Raw genomic sequence first — 25,271 nt, 5'->3', positions numbered from 1 at the left:
TCGTCGGGGCGCGCCGTCGGCGGGGCGCGCTGTCGAGAGACGGGGTTCTACTTCAGGGCGGGTACGGCAGCCAGGGCGCGCCGGTCATCGGCAGTCGCGCGGCGCGCAGCCCTCATGTCGCCCATGCCGCCCGTCGCACCCTTCACGCCTCGGCCACCTCGGCGCAGATCCGCCCGAGCGTCCGGACCGCGTGCTCGATGAGGTCGGTGAACGGATAGCCGCAGTTGATCCGGATGTAGTTCGAGAACCGGTGCTTGGCCGAGAAGATGGGCCCCGGCGCGACGCTGATGCCGTGATCCAGGGCGCGCTCGTGCACGTCGAGCGCGCTCGTGCCGGGCGGCAGCTCGACCCAGAGCACGAAGCCGCCCGCGGGGCGGGAGACCCGGGTGCCGGGCGGGAAATGCTCGGCGATCGCCTCGCTCATGCGCGCGACCTGGCCGGCGAGGCGGCGCCGGAGCGCCCGCAGGTGGTGGTCGTACCCGCCGATCTCGAGGAACTCGGCGATCGCCATCTGCGGCAGGGTCGCGCAGGCCACGCTCTGCCCGAACTTGAGCTGCTCGACCTCGTCGAGGAAGCGGCCGGGGGCCGTCCAGCCGACCCGGTAGCCCGGCGCCATCGTCTTCGAGAACGACGAGCAGAGCATCACGAGGCCCTTGCGATCGAACGCCTTGGCCGGGCGGGGGCGGACGTCGCCGAAGTGCAGGTCGCCGTAGATGTCGTCCTCGATGAGCGGCACCTCGCGGCGCGCGAGCATCGCGACGAGCCGCTCCTTCGCCTCGTCGGGCATGGCGCTGCCGAGGGGGTTGTTGAAGTTCGGGATCGCGAGGCACGCCTTGATGCGGTGGCGGCCCAGCATCTCCTCGAGGACGTCGAGGTCCATGCCCGTGCGGGGGTGCGACGGGACCTCGAGCGCCTTGATGCCGAGGCTCTCGATGAGCTGGAGGAGCCCGTAGTACGCCGGCGACTCCAGCGCGACCGTGTCGCCGCGGCGCGCGACCGCGCGCAGGCAGAGGTGGAGCCCCTCCATGGCGCCGACCGTGGTCACGATGTCGTCCGCGCCGAGCGCGACGCCCCACTCGACCGAGCGCCGGGCGATCTGCCGCCGCAGCGCCGGCAGGCCCGGCGGCGGGTCGTACGAGACGCCCGCGCCGCCTGCGCCCCGCGCGATCGCGGCGAGGATGCGGTTCAGCTTGTCGGTGGGCAGGAGCTCGGGGCTCGGGCACGCCGCGCCGAACGGCACGATGTGCGGATCCCGCGTGGCCCGGTACACCTTCGCGACCAGGGCCTTCACGCTGACCCGCGTGGCGGTGCTGCTGGCGCGCGCGGCCCGCGGCTCCGGGAGCGTGAGGACCCGGCGGGCGCGGACGTAGTGGCCCGACTGCGGGCGCGCCTCGATGAGGCCGCGGTTCTCGAGCTGCAGGTACGCCTGGAGCACCGTCGCGACGCTGACCCCCTGCTGCCGGCTCAGCCGCCGCACCGACGGGATCCTGTCGCCGGGCCGCAGCGTGCCGCGCGCGATCAGATCGGCGATGTGCGCGGCGACGCGGTCGTAGAGGTGGGCATCGTCCTGCTGCTCGATGGGCGCCTGCACGACGGACGAGTGTACAACCGGGCGACCCCTGCGGTACCGGTACAGCGGGCGGGCGTAAGGACCAGCACAGTCGCCACTTTCCGCAACTGTACCGGCCTCAATACCGGGAAGACTGCCTCTGTGCCGGTCGCCCGCCAGACCGCAAGCTCCGGCACATGAAATTGGCCTCACTTGGTCCGGACGCGCAGGCGCGCGTCCGAGGCGCTGCGCGGATCGATCTGGGGAAAGGCGGCCTGTGGACCCGCCGCCTCCGGGGCGGTCCGCTGGTCCTGAGCTGTACCGCCGGCGCGGTCTGGGTCACCCGCGAGGGGGCGCCGGACGACGTGGTGCTGGAGGCGGGGGCCAGCTATGGAGGCGAGGGGCGAGGGCTCCTCGTGGTGGAGGCGCTCGAGCCGGCGCAGATCGCGGTGGCCGACGGGGCGGAGAGGACGGCGCGGGCGGCGCTCGAGACGGCGCGGGCGGCGCTCGAGAGGGCGCGGGGGAGCTGGCTGGTGCTCCTCTCGCTGGCGGCGCTGTACCTCGTCTGGGGCTCGACGTACCTGGCCGTCTCGGTCGCGCTCGAGACGCTGCCGCCGTTCCTGCTGGCGGGGGTGCGCTTCACGACCGCGGGCGCGCTGCTCTACGGGGTGCTGCGGCTGCGCGGCGTCCCGCGCCCGACGCTGCGGCAGTGGGGCGCGGCGGCGCGGGTCGGCGTGCTGCTGCTCGTGGCCGGCAACGGGCTGGTCGTCGTCGCGCAGCAGTGGGTGAGCTCCGGGGTCGCGGCGGTCGTGGTGTCCACGATGCCGCTCTGGCTGGCGCTGTTCACCACCGTGCGGGCAGCGCGCGGCGGCGCGCTCGGCCCGCGCGGCGCTCCGGAGGTGTCGCGGGGCGAGTGGATCGGGCTCCTCGTCGGGTTCGCGGGCGCGGCGCTGCTCCACCTCGGGGGCGACCTCCACGCGGAGCACGCCGGGGCGCTGCTCATCGTGCTGGCCCCGGTCGCGTGGGCGCTCGGCTCGCTGTACAGCCGGACGACGCCGCTGCCCGAGGGGCCGATGGCCGTCGCGGCGGAGATGCTCGCCGGCGGCGCGGTGATGCTCGGGATCAGCGCGATCGCGGGCGAGCGCCTGGCGGCGGCGCCGTCCTCGCGGTCGCTCCTCGCGCTCGCCTATCTCGTGGTGTTCGGCTCGATCGTGGGCCTCAGCGCGTACACGTACCTGCTCAGGAACACGCGCCCGGCGATCGCGACGAGCTACGCCTACGTGAACCCGATCATCGCGATCGCCCTCGGCGTCCTGCTCGGCGGCGAGCGCGCCTCCGCCGCGACCTGGGTCGCCGCCGCGGTCATCGGCGCCGGCGTCCTCATCGTCTCGAGGGCGCGCCACTAGAGCGGCGCTCACCCGCTTCGGATACGGGCCCACCTCGACGTTTTCGGTGCTCAGCGCACTGGAGTGCGCCTGCGCGCCGAAAACGCCGATCTGGGCCCGTCTCCTGTGCGGGAGAGCGCCGCTCTGCTCCGCGCGATGCCGGCGCGCGCCGTCCGCCGTAGGCAATGTGGGGGGCGCCGTGTAGTGTGCGGCGCGAGGAGGCGAGTGGATGAAGAGAGGTTACCGGCTGCTCGGATGGGCGCTGCTCCTCCCCGGCGCGGCCCCGGCGTGCGGCGGCGACATCGGCGGCGGCGCGTCGGGCGGCAAGGCGTCGGGCGGCGACGGCGGGGCCGGCGCGACGACGACCGCCTCGAGCGCTGGCGGCGGGGGCGCCGGCGGGGAGGGCGCGACGACGGCGTCGAGCGCGGGCGGCGGGGGAGCCGGCGCGGGCCCGACGGGCCCGTGCGCGGAGCTCGCGCCCGGGCCGATCGAGCCGAAGCGGATCACGGACGTGTTCAGCGGCAGCGAGGACTTCGCGTTCAACGGCCAGGGCCACATCGTCGCCAAGCAGGGGCCGAACCTCATTCGCTATGACGCCACCGGGCAGACATCGAACTTCGCGTCGCTGCCGGGCGCCGTGCTCGGGCTGAGGTACCGGCCCGACGGGACCCTCGTGGCCGCGCTGCCGGAGGCCGGGGCCGTCGTCGAGATCTCGACGATCGGCGCGGTCAGCGACTTCGTGGAGGGCCTGTCGACGCCGAACGGCCTGTCCGCGGACGCGGACGGCAACGTCTGGGCGACGGAGACGGCCGGCAACCGGGTGATTCGCCTCAACCCGGACGCGACCGTCGACGAGATCGCGGGCGGCGAGCCCGAGGTGAGCCAGCCGAACGGCATCGTCTTCGACCCGGCGCGCAGGGTCGTCTTCTACACGAACGCCTCCGCCGGCGAGATCCGCAGGATCGACCTCGCCGCGCGCGACGATGAGCCCGCGCGCCCGGCGCTCGTGACCACGGTGGCCTCGGCCGTGCTCGACGGGCTCGTCCTCGACACGTGCGGTCACCTGTACACGATCGATAACAAGGACAAGGAGCTCTACCGCGTGCGGCTCGACGCGACCGGCGCGGCCCTTGGAGAGCCGGAGCTCCTGGCGAGCTTCCCCACCTCGGTCGCCAATGCTCAGTTCGGATCGGGCCCCGGCTTCAATGGGAAGACCCTTTACGTGGGCGGCGCGGCCGGCTCGATCTACGCTGTTGCGCTGGACATCGGCGGCGCGCCCGTCCCCGCGCCGCCGGAAGCGCCCTGATGAGCGCCCCCCGGCGGCGCGCCGGAGCGAGGATTCAGCGGGCGCCTTCGGCGGCGGCGACGTCGCCCTTCTTGAGCTTCCCTTGAAGCTCACCGAGCTTCCCGGCCGTCCGCTCGAGCACGCGCGCGGCGTTCTCGAGCGCGATGCGCCCATACCCGATGGCCACCTCGGCCCAGGAGGTGCCCAGCTCGCGCAGCGTCTCGACGAAGGGCGGCTTGGCCGCCGGCGTCGAGGCGCTCACATCCGCCTGCCCCGCGTGCGCGGCGGTCCCGTTCACGCTGTTCTCGGCCTTCGGCTCGCTGATGCTCTGCGTCTCACTCATGATCTGCCTCCCACTTCGTTATGTCCCCCCGCGATGCACGCGGGCGTACAGAGATGATGAATCGAGCGATGGGCCCCAGCGCCTCAGGCGTCGCCCGCCCCCGCGAATCCGCGAGACGCGATGTGAACCTGGAGCCCCCGGGCCCTGTGAGCGACCATGCCAGTGAACGGAGCCGGATTCGCGGCTTCGTCGGAGGGCACAAACGCGTCGTCCCGACACTGCGACGCGTCGCGTTAGCTGTCAAGGTCGCTGTCGATTTTGTTGCAGTCGTTTTTCACTCGGTAGTCTGATGAGGACGCTGCGGCGGCCATCGCGTTCGCTCGGCAGGTCAAAGAAGGGAGTTTCCCTATGTCGCTAGCGCGCTGGAACCAGGCCGCGCGTTCAAGGCTCTCTCGGCTTCTCGTCGTGCTGCTGCTGCTCGTCGTCCCCTCGCTGGCGCTGGCGCAGGCGGCGGTCGAGCCCACGGGGACGCCCGCGGCGGGCGCGGCGCCCGCGGCGCCCGCGGCGAAGGCGGGCGCCGCGGCGCCGGCCCGCGGGGCTGCGTTGCCGCCGGACTCGTGGGCCGGTCAACTCGAGATGCTCTCGCGCTGGGTCGAGCAGCGAGGCGCCGCGGGGGAGTGCGCCGAGCGGTGTTACGCGCTCGACCGGCTGCGCATCACCGGCGTGGTGGGCGAGGGGCCGCTCCAGTTCGAGCTCTCGGGCGGCGTGCTCGCGGACGGCCCCGTGGCCGTGCCGCTCTTCGGGCCGCCGGAGCACGTCCGCATCGAGGCCGTGCTCGACGACGGGAGGCCCGCGTCGCGCCGCGAGGCCGCGCCGATCAGCTTCGAGGGGAGCCATTACTATCTGTGGACGGCCGCGCGCCGCTTCGTGCTCCGGGGCACGCTGTCGCTCGGGGGCGACCTCACGCTCCTCGTGGCCGGCCCGCTCAACACGTTCGAGGCCGACGTGACCGGCGGCTCTGTCGCGGAGGGCGCGCGGCTCTCGGGGCTCTCGGGGGCGGCGCTCCACTTCAGCACCGAGGGCGGCGAGGCGGCGCAGAGCGCGGGCCCCACGGTCTTCCAGCTCTCGCGCGCGGTGCGGGTGGGGCGCGAGATCGGCTTCGAGTACCGGCTCGTGATGCGGTCGGGCACCGACCTCGGCGTGGTGCGCCTGCCGCTCGCGTTCGGGGAGAAGGTGCTCGACGTCTCGGGCGCGAGCGGCTTCCGGGTCGAGGGCGCGGAGCTCGTGCTGCCGACCTCGGGCCGCGCCGCGGAGATGACGATCTCGGGCACGCTCCCGAAGGTCGGCGCCTTCTCGCCCGACCCGCGCTCGGCCTACGAGTGGTGGCTGTTCGAGTCCGACGCGGAGCACCGGCTCACCGTGAACGGAGGGCGCCAGGTCGACGCGGCCGAGTCGCCGATCCCGCGGACCCAGGCGACGTCGCGGCTCTTGCTCGTGCAGCGGGGGCAGAGCGTCGAGGTCAAGGTCGAGCCGCTCGCGGGGGTCGAGGTGCTCGCCGCGGTGGTGCGCGAGCACCGCCGCACCCTGGTCCTGACCGAGCGCGGGGACCTCGTGGCCGACGACGCGCTGAGCTACGAGAACAACGGCATCGACTACCTGACGTACGCGCCCGGCGGGCGGCCGATCTACCTGGCCACCGACGGCAAGGCGCAGCGGATCATGCACCAGGGCGCGGCCGCGGAGGAGGTCCTCGTCCCGCTGCAGACGGGGAGCCACACGATCCAGGTGCAGTCGCTGGCGCAGGCGGCGGTGCGCTCGATCGGCGGAACCATGGCGCTGCCGATGCCGAGCTACCCGCTCACGGCGAGCCGGATGGCGCTCACGGTCGGCCTGCCCGAGAGCGTGCTGCCGGTCGCGCTGCTCGGCGGCGACCGGCCGGTGTGGTTCGCGGACGCGGGCGACGCCCTCGCCGTGGCGTTCGGCTTCGCGGCGGCGTGGATCGCGGTCCGCCCCGGCCCGGCGGCGGGCCGCGGGCGCGTCCGCGCGCTGCGCGTGCTGGGCGGGCTGGTCATGGCGGGCCTGTGGTTCGTGGCGCCGGCGACGTTCGTGGCGCTCCTGGTCGGGATCGCGACCGGCGCGGCGGCGTGGCTCGCGGGGCGGCTGTTCCGGGGCGCGAGCCGCGCGGCCGCGATGGTGGTGCTGCTCGTCGCGGGCGGCCTGGCGCTGCTGATCGGGCTCTTCGCGATCTCGGCGGGGCGCTACCAGGGCGAGCGGTGGGACTCCGCGTACGAGACGGCCGCGCCGTCGGCTGCCTCGGTGCGCAGGGCCAAGGACGACGACCAGTCGAAGGGCGGCGGCGCCTCCCTCGCGCCCGGGGGCGCCGTGCTGGAGGGGGTGACGCCGGTCGCGCTGGCGCTCCCGAGCTACGCGAGGAACCTCCACGTGAGCCGGGAGCTCGTCACGGAGGAGCGCGCGTTCCGCCCCGTGCTCGTCTACACGACGGCCTCGGCGCTCGTGCCGCTCGCGCTCCTGTGGCTGGCCGGCGTGGTGGTCCTCCTCGCCGCGCACCGCGCGCCGCTCACGGAGATCTACCGCCGCGCGTCCGCGCGCCTCGCGCGCAGGCCCGAGGACGGCGCGCCCGCGGCCTGACGGGGCGCGCCGGCGCCGGAGGACGGGGACGCGCCGCCATGCGGAGAGCCGACCGGCTGTTCCAGATCGTGCAGCTCCTGCGCCGGCGCCGGGTCACGACGGCCGCGCGCCTCTCGGAGGAGCTCGAGGTCTCGGAGCGGACCATCTACCGCGACATCCGCGATCTCATCGCGTCGGGCGTGCCGATCGAGGGCGAGGCCGGCGTCGGCTACGCGCTGCCCCGCGGCTTCGATCTGCCGCCGCTCATGTTCCAGGAGGACGAGATCGAGGCGCTCGTGCTCGGCGCGCGCATGGTGGGGAGCTGGTCCGATCCGGCGCTCGTGCGCGCCGCCGGGCGCGCGCTCGCGCGGATCGAGGCGGCGCTGCCCGACCGCCTCCGGCCGAGGGTCGCCGCGAGCGCGCTGTTCGCGCCGAGCTTCCACATCCCCGAGAGCGCCACCGCGCACCTCGCCGAGCTGCGCGCCGCGGTGAGCGAGCGCCGCAAGATCCGCTTCGGCTACGCGCGCGCCGACGGCGCCCGCTCGACGCGGACGGCGCTCCCGCTGGGGCTCTTCTTCATGGGCACCGGCTGGTCGCTCGCCGCCTGGTGCGAGCTGCGCGGCGCGTTCCGCGGCTTCCGCCTCGACCGCATGAGCGATCTCGAGACGCTCGACGCGCGCTTCGACGAGATGGAGGGCCGGACGCTGCGCGACTACTTCCTGTACAGGGACGCGGAGACGGAGGGCCATCCATGAACGACAACGGGCCCTCGGTCCCGCGGTGGTTGCCTGGGCTCGCCCTGGCGCTCGCGCTCCTCGCGCTTGTCGCGCTCCGGATCGCGCAGCTCGGCCGTCCTCCGGACGTCGTGCCGGCCAGCGCGCCGCCCGAGGCGTTCTCGGCGGAGCGGGCCCGGGAGCACCTCGCGCGCATCGCCGCGGAGCCGCGCCCGACCGGCACCGCGGCCCACCGGCGGGCGCGCGAGTACCTGCTCGCGCGGCTCGCGGAGCTCGGCGTGCAGGCCGAGGTCCAGCGCGCCTCGGTGCTGAGCCGGCAGTGGGGCCTGCCGTACGACGCCGCGCGCGTGGAGAACGTCGTGGCGCGGCTGCCGGGCGCGGACAGCACCGGGGCGGTCGCGCTCGTCGCGCACTACGACTCGGTGCCCGGCAGCCCCGGGGCCGCCGACGACGGCAGCGGGGTAGTGGCGCTGCTGGAGACGCTGCGGGCGCTGCGGAGCGGCGCGCCGCTCCGCAACGACGTGCTGCTCCTGTTCACCGACGCCGAGGAGGGCGGCATCCTCGGCGGCAGGGCGTTCATGGCCGAGCACCCGCTGCGCGGCGAGGTGCGGATCGCGCTCAACTTCGACGCCCGCGGGGCCGGCGGCGTGGTCGCGATGTTCGACACCGGGCCCGGGGACGCCTGGCCCGTGCGCGAGCTCGCCCGCGTCGCGCCCTACCCGGTGGCCTCGTCGCTGTTCCCCGAGGTCGCGCGGCGCATGGGCCACAGCACCGACCTCAGCGTGTTCAAGCGGGCCGGGATCCCCGGGCTGAACTTCGCCTTCAGCGACGCGGCCGCGCACTACCACGCGCCGTCCGACACCCTGAGCAACCTCGACCTCCGGAGCGTGCAGCACGCCGGGGATCAGGCGCTGTCGCTCGCGCGGCGCTTCGGCGCGCTCGACCTCGGGCGCCGGGACCGCGAGGACGCCGTGTACTTCAACACCTGGGGCGCCCACCTCCTCGCGCACCCGATCGGCTGGGTGCCGTGGATCGCCGCGCTGGTCGGCTGCCTGTTCGCGGGCGTGGCGGCGCTGGCGCGGCGGCGGGGGGTCGCGTCGCTGCGCCGTATGTTCGCGGGATCGCTCGCCTTTCTGGCGCTGCTCCTCGGCGTCGCCGCCGCGGTGGGCGGGCTTGCGTGGGCCCTGCGGCGCGTCCACCCGGTGCTGCGGGTGATGCCGTTCGAGCCGTACAACGCGCCCGCGTACCGGCTTTCGCTCACGCTCCTCGCGCTCGCGGCGTCCGCGGCGGGCTACCGGCTCGTCCGGGCACGTCTCGGGGCCTGCGACGCCGCCCTGGGCGCGCTGCTGCTGTGGCTCGTGCTGCTCGTCGCGTCGAGCCTCTCGATGCCGGGCGCGAGCTTCTACTTCGCCTGGCCGCTCGCGTTCGCCCTGCTCGGCGTCGCGGCCGTGACGATCCGGCGCGGCGACGCGCCGCCCGCGTGGCCTCCGACATGGATCGACGCCGCGCTCCTCGTCGCCGCCGCGGCGCCGGCGGTCGCGCTGGCCGTGCCCGGTCCGTACCTGCTCTTCGTCGCGCTGGGCCTGCCGATGGCGGCGGCGCCGGCCCTCGCTGTCGCGCTCGTCTTCGGGCTCTTCCTGCCGCACGCCGAGCTCCTCGGCGGCGGCCGCTCGCGGCGGCTCGCGCTCGCCTTCGCGCTGCCGGGCGCCCTGGCGCTCGTCGTCGCCTGCGCGACCGGCGGCTTCAGCGAGGCGCGGCCGCGGCCGGCGAGCCTCGCCTACGCGCTCGACGCGATGGCCGGGGAGGCCCACTGGCTCTCGGCCGACCGGGACCTCCACCCGTGGACGGCCGCGTACTTCCCGGACGATCGCGCGCAGGCGCCCTCATTCACGGTGCCGTTCGTGCGCCTGACCCGGCAGAGCGAGGCGCCTGTCGCCGCGCTGCCGCCGCCGTCGCTCGCGGTGCTCGGCGACGTCACGCGCGGCGGCGTGCGGTCGCTCCGGCTCCGCATCGCGTCGCCCCGCGGCGCCCCGTGGCTGCTCGCCGAGGTGGTGTCCCCGACCCCGGTGCTCCGCGCGGAGGTGGACGGCCAGCGCGTGGAGGAGCCGGCCCGCGGGGCGCAGGTGAAGCGCGATGTCCGGTGGGGGTTCACCTACATGGGATTACCGTCGGGGGGCATCGAGTGGTCGCTGGAGGTCGAGGACTCCGGCCCGATCGAGATCCGGCTGATGGACCAGACCTACGAGCTCCCGCGCGACCTCGTTCGCGCGCCCCGGCCGAGGGACATCATGGGGGTGCCGTACCGGCTCGCCGATTCGACGTTCGTGAGCGGGTCCTTCTCGCTCTGATGCCGCCTCGGCGCGCGGCCCCTGGTTTCATGAGAGGGGGAACCACAGAGGGAAGAGAAGAGAGATTTGAACCACAGAGGCACAGAGGGCACAGAGGGAAGAGAAGAGAGATTTGAACCACAGAGGAACAGAAGAGAGATAGATGATTATTCTCTTCTCTCTTCTCTGTGCCCTCTGTGCCTCTGTGGTTCAAATTCTTCTCTTCTGTGCGCCCCGCCGCTCAGTCGACGAAGATGGGCTCGCAGTTCGTGAACGCGAGCGTCGACTGGATCACGAAGTTCGATTCGGTCGTGTGCCGCTCGGCGTGGAAGAAGTCGAGCGGATACTCCTGGCCGGGCACGATCCCGAGCTCCTCGGCCATCCGATCGAGATCGAGCTCGTCGGACAGGGGGCCGTGGAGGCCGCCGAGATCGATGGCGAGACGGTTGTTGATGAACACCCAGAGGTCGTCGTCGCCGGTGAACGAGAAGACCTCGCCGCCCTTGTAGACGAACTTCATGTGGAGCTCGAACGTGAAGTGGAAGTTGTGCTCCCTGCCCTCGTTCCCGAAACCCCCCCCGTCGATGGGGAAGAACGCCCGGTTGTCGTAGGTGGCGATGCCGTCCGCGCCGACCACGGGCGTGATGGTGAACTCGATCGGCATGTTCACCCCCTGGACGTCGCGGTACCACTGATTGAACTCTTCCGGCCCGGTGGTGTGCTCGGTGGCCCCCTGGTGCGCATAGACGGGCTTCTGATCCGGGCCCAGCTCGCGCGCGACGATCCCCTTCAGGCCGCGGCCCTGGAACGTCTCGAAGTCGGGGTGCCCGTCCCCGCGCTCGTAGGCGCGGAAGTCGCGCACGATGCCCGTGAGCTTCGCGTCGCACCCGCTGCCGCTGCCGCTGCTGCCGTTGCCCGCGCCCGGCCCCGCCGCCACGCCGCTCCCGAAGTCGTCGCCGCCCGCGCCCGACCCGTTCCCGGCGCCGGCGCCGGTGTCCCCGGATCCGCTCGACGCGTTGTCGCCGCCGCCGCAGGCGACGCCGGTCAATGCCAGCAGGAGTGCGAGCGGAGCGTACCAGTTCGATTGCAGCCGAAGCATGCGAAGTCTCCTTGTTAAGCGCGTCGCGCGTGGTGCGTGGACAGGCGCCACGGCAGCCAAAGCAAACAGCCGCCGAGGGCGCAAGAGAGAAAGCGATCTTACCGCGTCGCGATGTCGAGGCGACGTACAAATTCATCTCCGTGCGACGGCGGCAGGACGCCGCAATGCGGCGATATGTAGGTTCCTTATCGAGAGCCGCCGCCGCAGTGGGCGTCGAGGCGCCGCGCCAGCTCGGGCGGGAGGCGCTCGCAGAAGCCGTCAGGCCTGGGCAAGGGGTCGCGCCGCGCCGTGTGCCAGAACAGCACCGGGCCGAGCCGGCGCGCCCGCGCGTCGGCCAGGAGCGCGGCCATGGCCTTGCCGGTGTAGACCGGCTCCAGCGAGATGCCCTCGGCCGCGAGCGCCTCGCAGGCGGCGAGCGACGCGGACGTGGGCGAGCCGTAGCCGCGGCCGAGGTGGCCGTGGACGAGGTCGATCGGGGCTGCGGGGGGCACGGGCGCGATCCCCGCGCGCGCAGCGAGGAACGCGCGGAGCTCGGCCGTGAGGGCGCGCAGGCGGAAGCGCGAGGCGAGGAGGCGCTCGACGACCGCGACGGCGACGACGCGCGAGCGCAGGCCGCCGAGCGAAAGGCCGACGGCGAGGCCGGCGGCGGTGCCGCCGGAGCCGAGCGCGACGTAGACGCGCGCGGGCTCGGGGAGCTCGCCGGCGCGGACCTGCGCGCACAGCTCGAGCGCCGCGCGCGCGGCCCCCACCATGCCGAGCGCGGACGTGGCGCCGAGCGGCACGATCGCCGCGCCCTCGCCGTCCCGCGCGCGGAGCGGCAGGAAGAGCGACGGGCGCGCGAGCGCGAGCTCGAGGCGCGACGGATAGAAGCGGATCGAGGTCGGCCCCGAGGCCGTGAGCGCGAGGTTGTCGATCACCGCGCGGGAGAGGTCGGTCCAGAACAGGTGCGCGTGCACGCGCCGGCCGAGGCGCTCCGCCGCGACGACGAGCGCCGCCACGTTGCCCGAGCCGATGCCGCCCGCCGCCGACCACGCCGCCGCCGTCGACAGCGGCGGCGCGGCGAGCAGGTACTCGAGCTTGCGCATCTTCATCCCGCCGTGGACGGGCTCGCACAGGTCGTCGCGCTTGATCCCCAGGAAATCGAGGCCGAGGGCGGCGGCGAGCCGCGGCAGCGCCGCGACCGGGGAGGGCCCGGCGACCCAGCCGAGCCGGGGGATGCGGTCGATCATCCGGAGGGCGGCGGCTACGTCGCGCAACGGGGGCTCCTCGCGAGGGCGGCGGTGGTCAGGCGGCTTGGCGCTCCGTCGGTCAGCGGGTCAGACACGCAGGCGATCGGGTACTCCGACGCTCGGGGGGGTTCAACCCGGCGTGCCGGCGCGCTGCCCCGCGAGCACCGCGTCCGGCTCCAGCACGAGGAGGCGCACGCGCCCCGAGGCGCAGAGCCGGCCCCGCTCGTCGTGGACCGAGCCCTCCCAGACCTGCGTGCGGCGCCCGCGGTCGATCGGCCGCGCGACGGCGCGGAGCCGCCCCGACCGGACCGCGCGCAGGAAGCTCGTGTGGTTCTCGAGCCCGACGACCGTGCGGCCGTCCGGAAGGGCGTTGAGCGCCGCGCCGATCGACGCCAGCGTCTCGACGATCCCCGCGTGCACGCCGCCGTGCACGATGCCGTAGGCCTGCAGGTGCTGCGGGCCGATGTCGAGCTCGGCCTCGACCTCGTCGCGCGTGGCGCGGATCAGCCGCAGGCCCATTGCGTTCATCCAGCCGTCGATGCCCGCCGCGTTGAGCGCGGCGGCGAAGTCCTCGGGATCCCCTTCGGCCATGGGGGCAGCCTAGACCAGGCGCCGCCGGGACCGCCGGGCGATTTCGCGCGGGCGCGTCAGCCGGGGGGCCGCTTCGTGAGCAGATCGCCGAACTCGTCGCGCAGCTGCGACTTCAGGAACTTGCCGGTCGAGGTGCGCGGGATGCGCTCGACGAAGAGGACCTCGTCCGGGAGCCAGAACCGCGCGAAGCGGGGCTCGAGGTGGGCGCGGAGCTCGTCCTTCGAGGCGGCCTGGCCCGGCCGCAGCACCACGGCCGCGAGCGGGCGCTCGCCCCAGACCGGGTGGCGCGCGGCGAACACCGCGGCCTCGAGGACGGCGGGGTGGCTCATGAGCGCGTTCTCGAGCGCGACCGAGCTGATCCACTCGCCGCCCGACTTGATCACGTCCTTCGCGCGATCCGTGATGCGCATGTATCCGTCGCCGTCGATCGTCACGACGTCGCCGGTCTTGAACCAGCCGTCCTTCGTGAAGCGGTCCTCGCCCTCGTCGCCGAAGTACGACGAGGCGACCCAGGGGCCGCGCACCTCGAGCTCGCCCATGCTCCGGCCGTCCCAGGGCAGCGGCTGGTCGTCCGCGCCGACGTGGCGCTGGTCGATGAACGGGACCGGAAAGCCCTGGGAGGCGCGCGTGTCGAGCGCCGCGGCGGCGTCCAGGTCGAGGCCGCTGCGGAGGTGCGCGATGGTGCCGAGCGGGTTGGTCTCGGTCATCCCCCAGGCGTGCGTGACCACGAGCCCGTGGCGCGCGAGGAAGCCGTCGATGAGCGCGGGGGGCGCCGCCGAGCCGCCGATCACCATCGCGCGCATCGACGAGAGATCCCAGCGCTTCGGGTGCTCGTCGAGGAGCGCGAGGATGCCGAGCCAGATGGTGGGGACGCCGGCGGCGAACGTGACGCGCTCGCGGGCCATGAGGTCGAGCAGCGACGCGGGGTCGAGGTGCGGGCCGGGCAGGACGATCCTGGCGCCTGTCGCGACCGCCGAGTACGGCAGGCCCCAGGCCATCGCGTGGAACATCGGCACCACCGACAGGACCACGTCGCTGTCGCGGAAGCCGAGCGCGTCGTGCATGCACGAGACGAGCGTGTGGAGGACGATCGAGCGGTGGCTGTAGAGGACGCCCTTCGGGTTGCCCGTCGTGCCGGAGGTGTAACAGAGCATGGCGGCGGCGCGCTCATCGAGCCGCGGGAAGTCGAAGTGATCGGGCTCGGGCGCGAGCAGCGCCTCGTAGTCGAGCCCGTCGCCCTCCACGGGGCCGTCGTCGCCGACGACGATGACGCGCTGGATGCAGCGGGCCTGGGGCGCGAACTTGCGGTAGAGCGGGAGGAGCGAGCGGTCGACGACGAGGACCTTGTCCTCGGCGTGCGAGGCGATGTACCCGAGATCGCTCGGGTGGAGGCGCAGGTTGAGGGTGTGGACGACCGCGCCCATGGCCGGGACGCCGAGGTAGAGCTCCAGGTGCCGGGCGTGGTTCCAGCAGAGCGTGGCGACGCGATCGCCCGCGCGGACGCCGAGCCGCGTCAGCGCGTGCGCGAGCTTCGAGGCGCGGCGGTGGAGATCGGCGTAGGTCGCGCGGGAAGAGGTCCTGTCCGGGTTCTGCGTGACGATCGCGCTGCGGGGGTGGTACGTCCTCGCCCGCTCGAGGAAATGCGTGATCGTCAGCGGATAGTCCATCATGCGGCCGGCGAGCATGGGCGGTGCCTCCTTGTCCCGCGCGGGGCGCGGGGATCGGTCGAATCGGTCGATCGGCTGAGGAGGGCTCCGCGAGGACGCCGCGACGCGCGGCGCTGCCCCCCGGGGTGTAGGCTAGCGGCTCGCGGGCGGCGCGGCGCGGGGGAACGCGGCGGCGCGATCGCCGGCGGCCGCCCGGTCCGGACGCCGGGCGAGCGTGAGGGGCTCTGGCGCGCGATCGCAAGATCCTCCAAGAACGCGCGGGGCGCGCTCCCCAGAATGGCCGTCGACCGGGGAAGGTCACACCCGGAGGAGATCGCTCATGGCCGAGATCATTCTTCACCATTATCCGTTGTCGCTCTTCGCCGAGAAGGTCCGCCGGATCCTCGCGTACAAGAAGATGGCGTGGCGATCGGTCGAGCAGCCGATGATGGCGCCGAAGCCCGAACTGACGCCGCTCACCGGGGGATACCGGCGGATCCCGGTCCTGCAGATCGGCGCGGACGTCTATTGTGACACGGCGTGTATCGCCCGGCGCCTGGAGGAGCTCCGGCCGGAGCCTGCCTGCTTCCCGGCGGGCCAGCGCGGGCTGGCCGCGATGATCGAGGACTGGGCGGATCATCGGTTCATGCCGCAGGTCGCGCCGCCGATGGTGGTCGAGCTGTTCGCTGTCCTGCCGCCAGGCATCCTCGAGGACCGCGCGGCGATGTCGCCGGCGCTGAGCAAGGAGGCGATCTTCGGTGCGGCGCCGCACGCGCTGAGCCAGGCGCGGCTGTCGCTCGATCGGCTGGAGGGCCAGCTCCGCGACCGGCCGTTCCTGCTGGGCGACGCGTTCTCGATCGCGGACGCGGCGTGCTTTCACCCGGTCTGGTTCATGAAGCACAGCGCCCGGCTGTTCGCCGAGGTCGAGGCGCGGCCGGCGCTCGCGGCGTGGTTCGCGCGCATCGAGGGCTTTGGCCCGGGCGACGCCCGGCCGATGACCCCGGCCGAGGCGCTCGAGATCGCCCGCGCGTCCGAGCCGGCGGACGTCGCCGGCGGGGAGATCGCGAGAGGGGAGGAGCTCCGGCCGGGAGATGCGGTGACGATCGCAGCCGACGATTACGGGACCGACGAGATCCGCGGCGTGGTGGCGCGGATCTCGGCGTCCGAGATCACGGTCCGGCGGCAGGATCCGGCGGTGGGGGAGATCGCGCTGCACTTCCCCCGCGCGGGATATCGCATCAACAAGCGGTGAGCCGCGCCGTCGTGGCCCGCGGCGGGCGCCGCTACCGCTTCGTCTTCTGGTACGTGCCCACGAGCTCGACATGGGCGACCACGTGGCCGGCCATCGCCTGTTCGAGCTGGGCCTTCGTCGGTGTGCCGAGGTCGGGCAGGACCGTATCGAGGGCATAGAGCTTGTGGAAATAGCGGTGTCTGCCGACCGGCGGGCAAGGGCCACCGTAGGTCGGGCGCTTCCAGTCGTTCAGGCCCTGGCGGGCGCCCTCGGGGAGGCCGCCGTCCGCAGCGCCTGCGGGCAGGTCGTTCGCCGTGGTCGGGAGGTTGTAAACCACCCAGTGCACCCACGTGGTCTTCGGGGCGCGCGGGTCGGGCGCGTCCGGGTCGTCCACGATGAGCGCGAGGCTGCGTGTGCCCGGCGGCAGCGAGGACCAGGTGAGCGGCGGGGATCGATCGGCCCCCTCGCAGGTGTGCTCCATCGGGATCTCGCCGCGCTGCGCGAAAGCCGGCGACGTCAGGTTCAGCATGGTTTTCCCCCCTCCCGGAGGCTGATCGGCGGCGCGCTCACCGCTCGGAGCGCGCTCGGCCGTGGCGCACGAGATGAACACGAGCGCTCCGAGCATGGAATGGGCAGCACGGGTCATCGGCGGACGCTCCCTCCCCCGCGCACCAACGTGCGTCCGGACCCGCGCCGGCGCCATGGCGCCACGCCGGCGATCGCCCTTTTCATGGCTGTCGCGGCTGCTCACCTGCCCGCGGTCCAGCGGTTGGTTCGGGAGACGGCGTCAACCTGGAATCAGATGGAATTCCGTGTTCGCTGCTCTAGCGCGCGGGATGCGCGCATCGGAATGCGCGCATGTGGAAGCGGCGTTGCTCCTCGGGATAGATGTGCTCCTGCCCGACCGGGCACGCGCGGCGCGACAGGCATCCTCCGGTCATGCACGCCGCGCCGGCCTGCGCGTCGAGGTGACCGACGCAGGCGGCGACATCGTAGTTGCCGGGGGAGAAGGCGGACACGGGGCAGGCGCGGAGACAGGGCCTGTCGGCGCACGACGCGCAGGGGCTCGGGAGATCCTCGCGCGGCGGGAGCGACAGCCGCTCCGGGAAGGCCAGCGCGGCGCGGTAGCCGTGCCAGAGGCCGAACCGCGGGTGAATGAGGATGCCGAGCGGCGAGGGGTACACCGCCTCGCCCCGCTGCGCCCAGCGCTGGAACGGCCAGTAGGGAGGGCCGGTGAAGGGGAACAGGGCGGCCGCGCCGAGCTCCGCCGCGAGCGCGGAGACCACCGCGAAGGTCCAGTCGTCGAGCGCGAGATCGGGGGCGTCCTCGCGGGCGCGTGAGAACGCGCGCCACATCGACGGGCCGGCGTTGCCGAGCAGGACGAGCGTCCCCGCCGGGAGATCGCCTGCGGGGGGGACGCCGTCGTCGTCGCGAGGGTGGAACCCGCCGCGCAGGGGGATGCCGGCGCGGTCGCAGCGCGCCGAGAGGGCAGGCCAGTCGATGGGCATCGCGGCGCGATTAGAGCGCTCGGGGCGGCGCGGCAAGCGAGCGCTGGGGCGGAGCGGCGCGCGCTCCCCGATCCGGACGTTCTGATCTAGAGTGGCGCCGTGGCCCGGAGGCTCCGTTGCCGGCGGGGGATGACGACGCAGTCCCCCCTCGCCCACGCCGCGCGCGCGATCCGCCGCGTCGCGCGCGGGATCGCGAGCGCAGGATGAGCGCGCCGCGGCCGCTGGTCACGCTCCACTTCGCCCAGACGCTCGACGGGCGCATCGCGACGCCGGGCGAGCGCGTGGGGCTCAGCACGCCGGCGGGGATCGAGCACGCCCACCGGGCGCGCGCGGAGCACGACGCGGTGCTCGTCGGGGTCCGCACCGTCGTGATCGATGACCCGCTCCTGACCGTGCGCGCGTGCGCGGGGCCCCAGCCCGCGCGCGTCGTGCTGGCGAGCGCCCTCGGCGTGCCGGAAGGGGCGCGGCTGCTGATGGCCTCGGGGCAGCCGTCGTCAGGGCAGCCGCCGGGCGGACGCGTGATCGTCGTCGGGGCCGCGGGGCGGGCGACGGACGCGGCGCGGGCGCGGCTCGAGGAGCGCGGGGCGGAGGTCGTCGTCGTGCCCGCGAACGACCGCGGGCGCGTGTCGCTGACGCACGCGCTCGCTGAGCTCCACGCGCGCGGCGTGCGGCGGCTGCTCGTCGAGGGGGGCGGCATGGTGCTCACGTCGTTCCTGCGCGCGCGGCTCGCCGACCGCGCAGAGGTCGAGATCGCGCCGCGCCTGCTCGGCGACACGGCGATCCCCGCGGTCGGCGCGCTGGGAGAGGCGCCGCTCGCGTCGGCGATCGACCTGCGAGAGCCGGCGGTCGAGCTCCTGGGAGGCAACGTGCTGCTGCGAGGTGAGATTGGCTACCCCGACTGACGCCGGCGCGGCGCCCGAGGCCGGCGCGGCGCCCGAGGCCGGCGCGGCGCCCGCGCGCGAGCTCTGGTTCGTCGGACCCGGCCTCGTCGAGGTGCGGCACGGCGCGCCGCCGCGCGAGCCCGGGGCCGGCGAGGTCGTGGCGCGCGCGCTCGCCTCGGGCGTGAGCCAGGGGACGGAGCTCCTCCTCTATCGCGGCGAGGGGCCGACGCCGTTCGATCCGTCGCTCGACGCGGAAGGCGCGCCCACCTACCCGCGCCGCTACGGCTACGCGTGGGTGGGCGAGGTCGTCGCCCGCGGCGAGGGCGCGGCGCCCGCGCTCGGCGACCGCGTGTTCGCGCTGGCGCCGCACGGCGATCTGCACCTGCTCGGCCCGGGCGCGGCGCGCGTGCTGCCCCGCGCGATCCCGGGCGAGCGCGCGGTGCTGGCCGCGAACCTGGAGACGGCGATCACGTGCGTGTGGGACGCAGGGATCGGGCTCGGAGACGCGGTGGTGGTGCTCGGCGGCGGGGTGGTCGGGCTGCTCGTCGCGGCGCTCGCGCGGCGCGCCGGCGCGGAGGTCCGGCTGGTCGAGCCGAGCGAGCGGCGGCGCCATGCCGGGCTCGCCCTGGGCGCGGCCGCGGCGATCCGGCCGGAAGACGATCGGCCGCGGGGCGACGCGGACGTCGTGATCGCCGCGACAGGCGACCCGAGCGAGATCGACCGCGCGATCGCGCACGCGGGGCGCGAGGCGACGGTGACGGTGGCGTCGTTCTACGGGGCGCGCACGAGCCCGGTCGCGCTCGGGTCGGCGTTCCACCGCCGCCGGCTGCGCCTCCGCGCGAGCCAGGTGTCGACCATCCCGCCGGAGCGCGCGCCCCGCTGGGACCACGCGCGGCGCTTCGCGCTGGTCTGCGCCCTCCTGGAGGACGCCGCGCTCGACGCGCTGCTGGATCCGCCCGTCCCGCTCGACGCCGCGCCGTCGGTGTACGCCGCGCTCGCGGCCGAGCCGGGGGCGCGGCTGCAGACGGTCTTCCAGTACGGATCGCGATCGGCTACGCGGTAAGCACAAGCCATGTTCCTCCTCGGCGTCAGCGATCACGTGATGATCGCGCACAGCTTCTCCGATCCGTTCTTCGGCCCGGCGACCCGGATGCACGGCGCAACGTACTCCATCGAGGTCGAGATCCGCGCCAGGGCGCTCGGGCCGCACCACGTGGTGATGGACATCGGCGCGCTGCACGCGTCGCTGCGCCGGGCGCTGGACACGATCGACTACCAGAACCTCGACGAGCACCCGGCCTTCCCGGGGCGCACCTCGACGACCGAGCGCGTGGCCGAGCACGTGGCCGGGCTGCTCGCCGCGGACATCGCGAAGCTCCCCGAAGGCGAGGCGCCGGTCCCCGGCGCGACGCTGCGGGTGCTCGTCCGCGAGTCGCCCACGGCGTACGCGGGCTTCGAGCGGGACCTGTGATGTCCATCAGCCCGGCGAGATCGCCTGTCGTGCCGACCGGCGAGGCTGCGCCGCGTCTGCGCTGGAGCGCTGTCTGCCGTGGAGCGCTGGACGACGCGGCGGCGAGCGAGAGCAGGGTCTCCAGCGCATGATGGGAGACAGGGACGCTTCCTCCACGGCGCCCAAGGAGGCCACGGCGCCGGACGACGCCAGGGCGCCGGAAGAGGCGTGGGGCGCCGGGCGCGGCTACGGTCCGATCTCGCCGCGGCACCCGCTGGGCGGCGAGATGTCGGACGTCGCTCGCGGGATCTTCTCGCGCCTGCGGCTGCCGCGGCTCCTCCAGCGCTATGCGCAGGTGCGGGTGCTCGCGCTCTTCAGCCTCGTGAACGGGTTCGTGAGCATCGGCCTGATGGCGGCCCTCGCCGCCGCGACGAAGGCGCCCTTCGTGTTTCCGTCGCTCGGGCCGACCGCCTTCCTGTTCTTCTACACGCCCAGGGCCGCCTCGGCCGCGCCGCGCAACACCCTCATCGGGCACAGCATCGGAATCGCGGCCGCTTACTTCAGCCTGCTCGTCACGGGGCTGACGGACGCGGGCCCGGCGACCGCCGCCAGCGTGACCTTCCCGCGCGCCCTCGCCGCCGCGCTCTCGCTGGGGCTCACGGCCGGCCTCATGGTGCTCGCCCGAGCTCCCCACCCGCCCGCGGGCGCAACGACGCTCATCGTCTCGCTGGGCATCCTCGACCGGCCGCCGATGATGCTGGTGCTCCTCGGCGGCGTCGCCCTGCTCACGATGCAAGCCATCCTCATCAATCGCCTCGCGGGCATCGATTACCCGCTCTGGGCGCCGCGGCATGCGCGCGGCGCAGAGGACGCGGCCCCGCACGTCCCCGCGCCGTCAGGGCGGAGCGCGGCGATCGGCGCGGGGGAGCAGCCATGAGCGCGGAGCTCACCGGGCGCCCCGGCGCGGCGCCGGGCTGCGCGCGCGGCTCCGGGCGGGGTCCGTGGTAGCGGGCTGACGCATGCGCGTCGCCTGGATCGTCTACGGCGCCCTCGACCAGACCACGGGCGGGTACATCTACGATCGGCTCGTCGTGGAGCGGCTGCGCGCGCGCGGCGACGTGGTGGAGGTCGTGTCGCTCGATCCTGCGCCACGATCGCGCGCGCTGGCCGGGCTGGCGCTCGCGCGGCGCCTCGCCCGGATCGACCCGGCCGTGGTGGTGGGGGACGAGCTCTGCTTCCGGGAGCTCGGGCCGGCGTTCGCGGCGCTGCCGCGCCGCATCGCGCGCGCGCTGCTCGTGCACCACCTGAGCGCGTGGGAGCTGCCGCCCGGCCCGCGGCGCGCGGCGCTCGCGCTCCGGGAGGCGGCGGTGCTCCGGCTCTCCGACGCGCGCCTCGCGACGAGCGCGACGACCGCGGCGCGGCTCCGGCGCGAGCACGGGGTCGACCGGGTCGACGTGGCGCCTCCCGGCGCGGACCGGCTCCCGTTGCTGCCCCGCGCCCCGCGCGCCAGTGGGCCGCTGCGGATCACCTTCGTGGGGAGCTTCATCCCGCGCAAGGGGCTGCTGGAGCTGCTCGCGGCGTTCGAGCGGGTCGGGAGCCCGCGCGCGACGCTCGCGCTCGTCGGCGACGCGGCGCGCGACCCGGCCCACGGCGAGCAGGTGCGCCGCGCCATCGCGGCGTCGGCGTTCCTGCGGGCGCGCGTGGTGGTCCCCGGCGTGCTCGGCGACGACGCGCTCGCGGCCGAGCTCGCGGCGACGGACGCGCTGATCCTGCCGTCGCGGCTCGAGGGCTACGGCATGGTGCTCACCGAGGCGGTCCGCGCCGGCGTGCCGGTGCTCGCCGCCCGCGCCGGCGCGATCGCGGAGGTGGTCCAGGACGGCGCGGAGGCGCTGCTCTGGGACGACGCGGAGGGCCTCGCGCGGGCGCTGTCCCGCTTCCTCGACGACGCGGCGCTGCGCTCGAGCATGAGCCGCGCGGCCGTGGTCCGGTCCGCGGCGCTGCCCACGTGGGACGGCGCCGCGGCCGCGGTGCGCGCGGCGATCGCGCGGGTGGCGCCGGGGCGCTGAGCCGTCACTCCACCGCGGCCGCCGGGGCGCCGAGCATCACTCCGCCGCGGCCGCCGAGGCGCGCAGGACGCACCGCTTGGCGCGGACGAACGCGTCGAACCGCGCCTCCTGCAAGCCGTCCGCGTCGACCGTCCGGTCTTTCAGCAGGCACGCCTCCACGGAGAGCTCCGCTTCGTACGGGTCCTTCTCGCGCGTTGTCTTGTGGTTGAGCTGGCAGACGCCGTTGAGCCCGTCGTCCCCGAGGTGGACGGACACGTTCCAGGCCTCCTCGCTCGCGTCGAGCGAGGCGCGGAGGATGATCCCCCAGAACCCCTTCTTCTCCCGGATGGGGTCGTTGAAGATCATGACTTCGAACTCGTCGTCTTGTATCCCGCAGTCGGTGTACCAGATCCGCTGGTGGTCCTCGTCGAAAGCGACCGCTGTCTCCCCGTTGTTCCCCGTGTCGAGGAAGAACTGCGTCGCTCCCAGGGTGAGCACGGCTCTCCCGGCGACCAGCGGCGGCTCGAAGTCGCTGCCGCACCCGAGCGGCGCGAACAACAAGGCGGCGGCGAGCGGTATTCGGTACATGGGTGTCCTCAGTCGTGAGGATCCAGCGCGCCCGATCTACAAGTCAATCCTCAAATCGACCGATTCACACGCTCGATCATGGCAAAATCAATTGGCCTGTGGGAATGCTGGAGCCCTGAGCGGTTGAGAGACACGCCCGCCACGGCGCGAGTCTGCCAACGTTCCGGATGAGTGAGAATCCAGCCAATTCATGGCAATCCAGATCGGCTCACCGGAATGGGCAGCTCCTCCGTGGTGCACCCCACCACATGCTGAACTTTTCCGCAGGCGGCATCCGCCTCCTGCCGCCGCCGTCGGCTACCTGCCACCCGCGAGCAGCCCCGCCGCCTCGTCGTGGAGCCGCCGCGTGAGCGCCGCATCGTCGCCCCCCCCGTCCGCGAGGACCGCCGCTTCCCGCGCCTCGCCGAGCCGCACCCGCACCTCGACGTCGTCGAAGCCCGGCAGCGCGATCTGCAGGAGCGGCGCCAGCGTGGTGATCCCCCGGCGCTCGGCCCACCGCGTGACCGCCAGCCGCTTCGCCCGCGGCGAGTGCACCCCCGAGACGACCGCCACCGCGACCCGCCCCGCCGCCGCCGCCGCCGCGCGCAGCAGCGCCCCGGCGCTCGGGTGCCACGCCCCGAGCAGCGCCTCGCCCGCGCCCGCGAACGCCGGATCCGCCTCGATGCGCCCCGCGGGGAAGTGGAGCAGCGCGCCGCCGCCGCGCAGGTGCCGCAGCGCGCGGCGCACGCCGGCGGTCCGCGCCGCGAGCTCGCGCGCGCCGAGCGCCCCGTCGATCGGCACGAAGAGCAGCCGCCGGCTCACCTCGGGCAGCGCGCGCAGGAACCGCCGCTCGGCCGCGACGATCAGGAGATCGTCCCGGCCGAGGGCCGCCATCAGCGCGAGCGCGTCGTAGGCGCCGGGGTGGTTCGACACGACGAGGAGCGCTCCGCGCGGCGGGGGCGCGGCGTCCGCCGTCCAGCGCGCGCCGAAGCCGGAGAGCGCCTCCCGCGCCGCCACGTGGATCCCCGCCTCGCCGGTGCGCCGATCGAAGCGCGCGAGCACGCGCCCGAGCGGGATCGAGGGGAGCGCGAAGGCCGCGCGCCCGGCGCGGCGCACCCACGCCGGCGCGCCGCCGAGGCCGAGCGCCGCGACCATCTCCTCGCCCGACAAGTTCGCCAGCTCTCTTTCCAGCGGCCCCGTCATGCCGGCCGTCTCTACCCGCGTCGCGCCCGCCACGCCAGCGCCCGCGTGTGGGGTTTGCCTCGAGGCGCGCCCGCTCTGTATGAAGGGAGAATGAAACCCATCTGCCCTGCTCCAGACGACTCCACCCGACGCGGCGCAGAGGCTGCGCGTCCGCGTCGGACTCTCGCGGACCTCCCGGGGCCCAGGGGGCTGCCGCTGATCGGCAATCTGCACGAGCTCCACCCCGACCGCTGGCACCTGCAGTTCGAGCGGTGGTGGCGCACCTTCGGGGACATGTTCGTGGTGCGGATGGGCCGCCAGCCGATCCTCGTCGTGGCCGAGGGCGAGCTCGTGCGCGACGTGCTCCAGCGCCGCCCCGCCGTGTTCCGCCGTATGCGCACCATCGAGGACGTGTCGCGCGAGGCGGACATGGTCGGGCTGTTCTCGGCGGACGGCGAGGCGTGGCGCAAGCAGCGGCAGCTCATCAATCCGACGTTCCACGCGCGGCACGTCGAGGGCTTCTTCCCGAGCATCCGCGAGATCACGGGCAGGCTGCGCGCGCTGTGGTCGCGCGCGGCCGACGAGGGGGCGGCGCGCGACGTCCTCGGCGATCTCATGCGCTACTCGGTCGACGTCACCTCCTCGGTCGCCTTCGGGCGCGACCTCGACACGCTCGGCGGCGGGCCGGACGCGCTCCAGGAGCACCTCCAGCGCGTCTTCCTCGGCCTGAACCGGCGGATGCTCGCGCCGCTGCCCTACTGGCGCTACCTGGGCCTCCCCGCCGACCGCGCCTACGACCGCGCGCTGGTCGCGGTCAAGCGGCTCATCCTCGAGATCGTGGCCGCGGCGCGGCGCGAGCTCGAGGGCGGCGCGGGCCGGCCCGCGCGGCCGCAGACGCTGCTGGAGCTCATGATCGTGGCGCGCGACGGCGAGAACCCGAAGGCGCACCTCTCGGACGCCGAGGTCTACGCGAACGTGCTCACGATGCTGCTCGCGGGCGAGGACACGACGGCGAACACGCTCGCCTGGATCCTCTATTACCTCGGCTCGCGCCCCGACGTGCAGGCGCGCGCCCGCGAGGAGGCGGACCGCGTCCTGGGCAGCGGCCTGATTCCCACCCTCGAGCAGAGCAAGCGCCTCGAGTACACGAGCGCCGTGACCCAGGAGACGCTGCGCCTGCGCTCCGCGGCGCCGCTGCTCTACCTCGAGGCGAACCACGACACCGCGGTGGGCGACGTGGCGGTGCCCGCCGGCGCCGGCGTCGTGGCGCTCACCCGCGCGATCGGCCGGAAGCCCGAGTATTTCGGCGACCCGGAGTCGTTTCGCCCCGAGCGCTGGCTCGCGGGCGCGCCCGCGACGCTGCCCCACGAGCCGCGGATGGCGCTCGCCTTCGGCAGCGGGCCGCGCATCTGCCCGGGCCGCTCGATGGCGCTCCTGGAGTGCGCCGTGACCGTGGGGATGGTGCTCCGGAGCTTCACGGTGCACCTCGCGGATCACACGGCGCCGGTGCAGGAGCGGATGGCGTTCGCGATGCAGCCGGAGGGGCTGCGCGTGCGGTTCACGAAGCGCGCGTGCGCGTGAGGGCTCTTTCGCGCGCCTCTCGCTGCTGCGACCTCGCGGGGCGGGGCGGGGAGGACGGGCTCGGTCGCGC

22 protein-coding genes are annotated in these 25,271 nt (G+C 74.4%); 12 read left to right on the top strand and 10 right to left on the bottom strand.

Going from position 1 to position 25,271, the window contains the following annotated elements:
* Positions 1-142 precede the first annotated feature (142 nt).
* Entirely contained in the window at positions 143-1,591 is a 1,449-nt protein-coding gene (locus WME96_RS30700; RefSeq protein ID WP_437285146.1) for a PLP-dependent aminotransferase family protein, read from the bottom strand.
* 155 nt (positions 1,592-1,746) lie between these two features.
* On the opposite strand from WME96_RS30700, the gene yedA reads away from it, so the two are divergent.
* Together yedA and WME96_RS30690 are read left to right on the top strand one after the other, a co-directional pair.
* The gene (yedA, locus tag WME96_RS30695; RefSeq protein ID WP_437285145.1) at positions 1,747-2,955 is read left to right on the top strand and encodes a drug/metabolite exporter YedA; all 1,209 of its coding nucleotides are present in this window, start codon (positions 1,747-1,749) and stop codon (positions 2,953-2,955) included.
* Positions 2,956-3,163: 208 nt separating this feature from the next.
* A complete protein-coding gene (locus tag WME96_RS30690) occupies positions 3,164-4,240 on the top strand; it encodes an SMP-30/gluconolactonase/LRE family protein (protein ID WP_437285144.1) in 1,077 nt (358 codons plus the stop codon).
* 34 nt (positions 4,241-4,274) lie between these two features.
* Here the strand turns inward: WME96_RS30690 and WME96_RS30685 are convergent, their stop codons facing one another.
* Positions 4,275-4,562 carry a hypothetical protein gene (locus tag WME96_RS30685; protein WP_437285143.1) on the bottom strand — a complete coding sequence of 96 codons (288 nt, stop codon included), beginning with the start codon at positions 4,560-4,562 and terminating at the stop codon, positions 4,275-4,277.
* A gap of 348 nt (positions 4,563-4,910) precedes the next feature.
* Between WME96_RS30685 and WME96_RS30680 the strand changes: the two genes are divergently transcribed.
* The 3 genes from WME96_RS30680 to WME96_RS30670 are packed head-to-tail and all read left to right on the top strand — an operon-like array spanning position 4,911 to position 10,212.
* Positions 4,911-7,151: a hypothetical protein gene (locus tag WME96_RS30680; RefSeq protein WP_437285142.1), complete on the top strand. Its 2,241-nt coding sequence runs from the start codon at positions 4,911-4,913 to the stop codon at positions 7,149-7,151.
* Between the two features lie 38 nt (positions 7,152-7,189).
* The gene (locus WME96_RS30675) at positions 7,190-7,885 is read left to right on the top strand and encodes a helix-turn-helix transcriptional regulator (protein WP_437285141.1); all 696 of its coding nucleotides are present in this window, start codon (positions 7,190-7,192) and stop codon (positions 7,883-7,885) included.
* Complete coding sequence (locus WME96_RS30670) at positions 7,882-10,212, top strand: M20/M25/M40 family metallo-hydrolase (protein ID WP_437285140.1); 2,331 nt, start codon at positions 7,882-7,884, stop codon at positions 10,210-10,212. Before WME96_RS30675 ends, WME96_RS30670 begins: the two co-directional genes overlap by 4 nt.
* A 220-nt stretch (positions 10,213-10,432) precedes the next feature.
* Here WME96_RS30670 and WME96_RS30665 read toward each other — a convergent pair whose 3' ends face one another.
* The 4 genes from WME96_RS30665 to WME96_RS30650 form a co-directional block, all read right to left on the bottom strand.
* Positions 10,433-11,290 carry a fibro-slime domain-containing protein gene (locus WME96_RS30665; protein WP_437285139.1) on the bottom strand — a complete coding sequence of 286 codons (858 nt, stop codon included), beginning with the start codon at positions 11,288-11,290 and terminating at the stop codon, positions 10,433-10,435.
* A gap of 185 nt (positions 11,291-11,475) precedes the next feature.
* Positions 11,476-12,546 carry a pyridoxal-phosphate dependent enzyme gene (locus WME96_RS30660; protein WP_437285138.1) on the bottom strand — a complete coding sequence of 357 codons (1,071 nt, stop codon included), beginning with the start codon at positions 12,544-12,546 and terminating at the stop codon, positions 11,476-11,478.
* A gap of 102 nt (positions 12,547-12,648) precedes the next feature.
* Positions 12,649-13,110 carry a PaaI family thioesterase gene (locus WME96_RS30655; RefSeq protein WP_437285137.1) on the bottom strand — a complete coding sequence of 154 codons (462 nt, stop codon included), beginning with the start codon at positions 13,108-13,110 and terminating at the stop codon, positions 12,649-12,651.
* Between the two features lie 56 nt (positions 13,111-13,166).
* Positions 13,167-14,795 (bottom strand): long-chain fatty acid--CoA ligase, encoded by a 1,629-nt coding sequence (locus tag WME96_RS30650; RefSeq protein ID WP_437285136.1) that lies wholly within the window; start codon positions 14,793-14,795, stop codon positions 13,167-13,169.
* Between the two features lie 301 nt (positions 14,796-15,096).
* On the opposite strand from WME96_RS30650, the gene WME96_RS30645 reads away from it, so the two are divergent.
* Positions 15,097-16,008, top strand: a complete 912-nt coding sequence (locus tag WME96_RS30645; protein ID WP_437285135.1) for a glutathione S-transferase family protein — start codon at positions 15,097-15,099, stop codon at positions 16,006-16,008.
* Positions 16,009-16,039: 31 nt separating this feature from the next.
* Here WME96_RS30645 and WME96_RS30640 read toward each other — a convergent pair whose 3' ends face one another.
* Together WME96_RS30640 and WME96_RS30635 are read right to left on the bottom strand one after the other, a co-directional pair.
* A complete protein-coding gene (locus WME96_RS30640; RefSeq protein ID WP_437285134.1) occupies positions 16,040-16,516 on the bottom strand; it encodes a YbhB/YbcL family Raf kinase inhibitor-like protein in 477 nt (158 codons plus the stop codon).
* Positions 16,517-16,811: 295 nt separating this feature from the next.
* A complete protein-coding gene (locus WME96_RS30635; protein WP_437285133.1) occupies positions 16,812-17,495 on the bottom strand; it encodes a hypothetical protein in 684 nt (227 codons plus the stop codon).
* 203 nt (positions 17,496-17,698) lie between these two features.
* On the opposite strand from WME96_RS30635, the gene WME96_RS30630 reads away from it, so the two are divergent.
* From WME96_RS30630 to WME96_RS30610, 5 genes are all read left to right on the top strand, one after another.
* On the top strand, positions 17,699-18,397 hold the full coding sequence (locus WME96_RS30630; protein WP_437285132.1) for a RibD family protein: 699 nt from the start codon (positions 17,699-17,701) through the stop codon (positions 18,395-18,397).
* Positions 18,375-19,439 carry a zinc-binding dehydrogenase gene (locus WME96_RS30625; protein WP_437285131.1) on the top strand — a complete coding sequence of 355 codons (1,065 nt, stop codon included), beginning with the start codon at positions 18,375-18,377 and terminating at the stop codon, positions 19,437-19,439. The genes WME96_RS30630 and WME96_RS30625 overlap by 23 nt, the downstream gene beginning before the upstream one ends.
* A gap of 9 nt (positions 19,440-19,448) precedes the next feature.
* Positions 19,449-19,847 (top strand): 6-pyruvoyl trahydropterin synthase family protein, encoded by a 399-nt coding sequence (locus tag WME96_RS30620; protein WP_433927660.1) that lies wholly within the window; start codon positions 19,449-19,451, stop codon positions 19,845-19,847.
* 127 nt (positions 19,848-19,974) lie between these two features.
* Positions 19,975-20,763 carry an HPP family protein gene (locus tag WME96_RS30615; protein ID WP_437285130.1) on the top strand — a complete coding sequence of 263 codons (789 nt, stop codon included), beginning with the start codon at positions 19,975-19,977 and terminating at the stop codon, positions 20,761-20,763.
* Positions 20,764-20,845: 82 nt separating this feature from the next.
* Positions 20,846-21,892, top strand: a complete 1,047-nt coding sequence (locus WME96_RS30610; RefSeq protein WP_437285129.1) for a glycosyltransferase family 4 protein — start codon at positions 20,846-20,848, stop codon at positions 21,890-21,892.
* Between the two features lie 36 nt (positions 21,893-21,928).
* Here the strand turns inward: WME96_RS30610 and WME96_RS30605 are convergent, their stop codons facing one another.
* Together WME96_RS30605 and WME96_RS30600 are read right to left on the bottom strand one after the other, a co-directional pair.
* On the bottom strand, positions 21,929-22,459 hold the full coding sequence (locus WME96_RS30605) for a hypothetical protein (RefSeq protein ID WP_437285128.1): 531 nt from the start codon (positions 22,457-22,459) through the stop codon (positions 21,929-21,931).
* Between the two features lie 297 nt (positions 22,460-22,756).
* On the bottom strand, positions 22,757-23,641 hold the full coding sequence (locus WME96_RS30600) for a 1-acyl-sn-glycerol-3-phosphate acyltransferase (protein ID WP_437285127.1): 885 nt from the start codon (positions 23,639-23,641) through the stop codon (positions 22,757-22,759).
* A 90-nt stretch (positions 23,642-23,731) separates the two neighbouring features.
* Between WME96_RS30600 and WME96_RS30595 the strand changes: the two genes are divergently transcribed.
* On the top strand, positions 23,732-25,201 hold the full coding sequence (locus WME96_RS30595; RefSeq protein ID WP_437285126.1) for a cytochrome P450: 1,470 nt from the start codon (positions 23,732-23,734) through the stop codon (positions 25,199-25,201).
* Positions 25,202-25,271: the final 70 nt, after the last annotated feature.

Origin of the sequence: Sorangium sp. So ce406, assembly GCF_051474675.1 — a bacterium.
Lineage (GTDB): Bacteria > Myxococcota_A > Polyangia > Polyangiales > Polyangiaceae > Sorangium > Sorangium cellulosum_G.
Note: the sequence above shows the minus strand (reverse complement) of the source record. Positions and strands in the feature narration are given on the sequence as shown.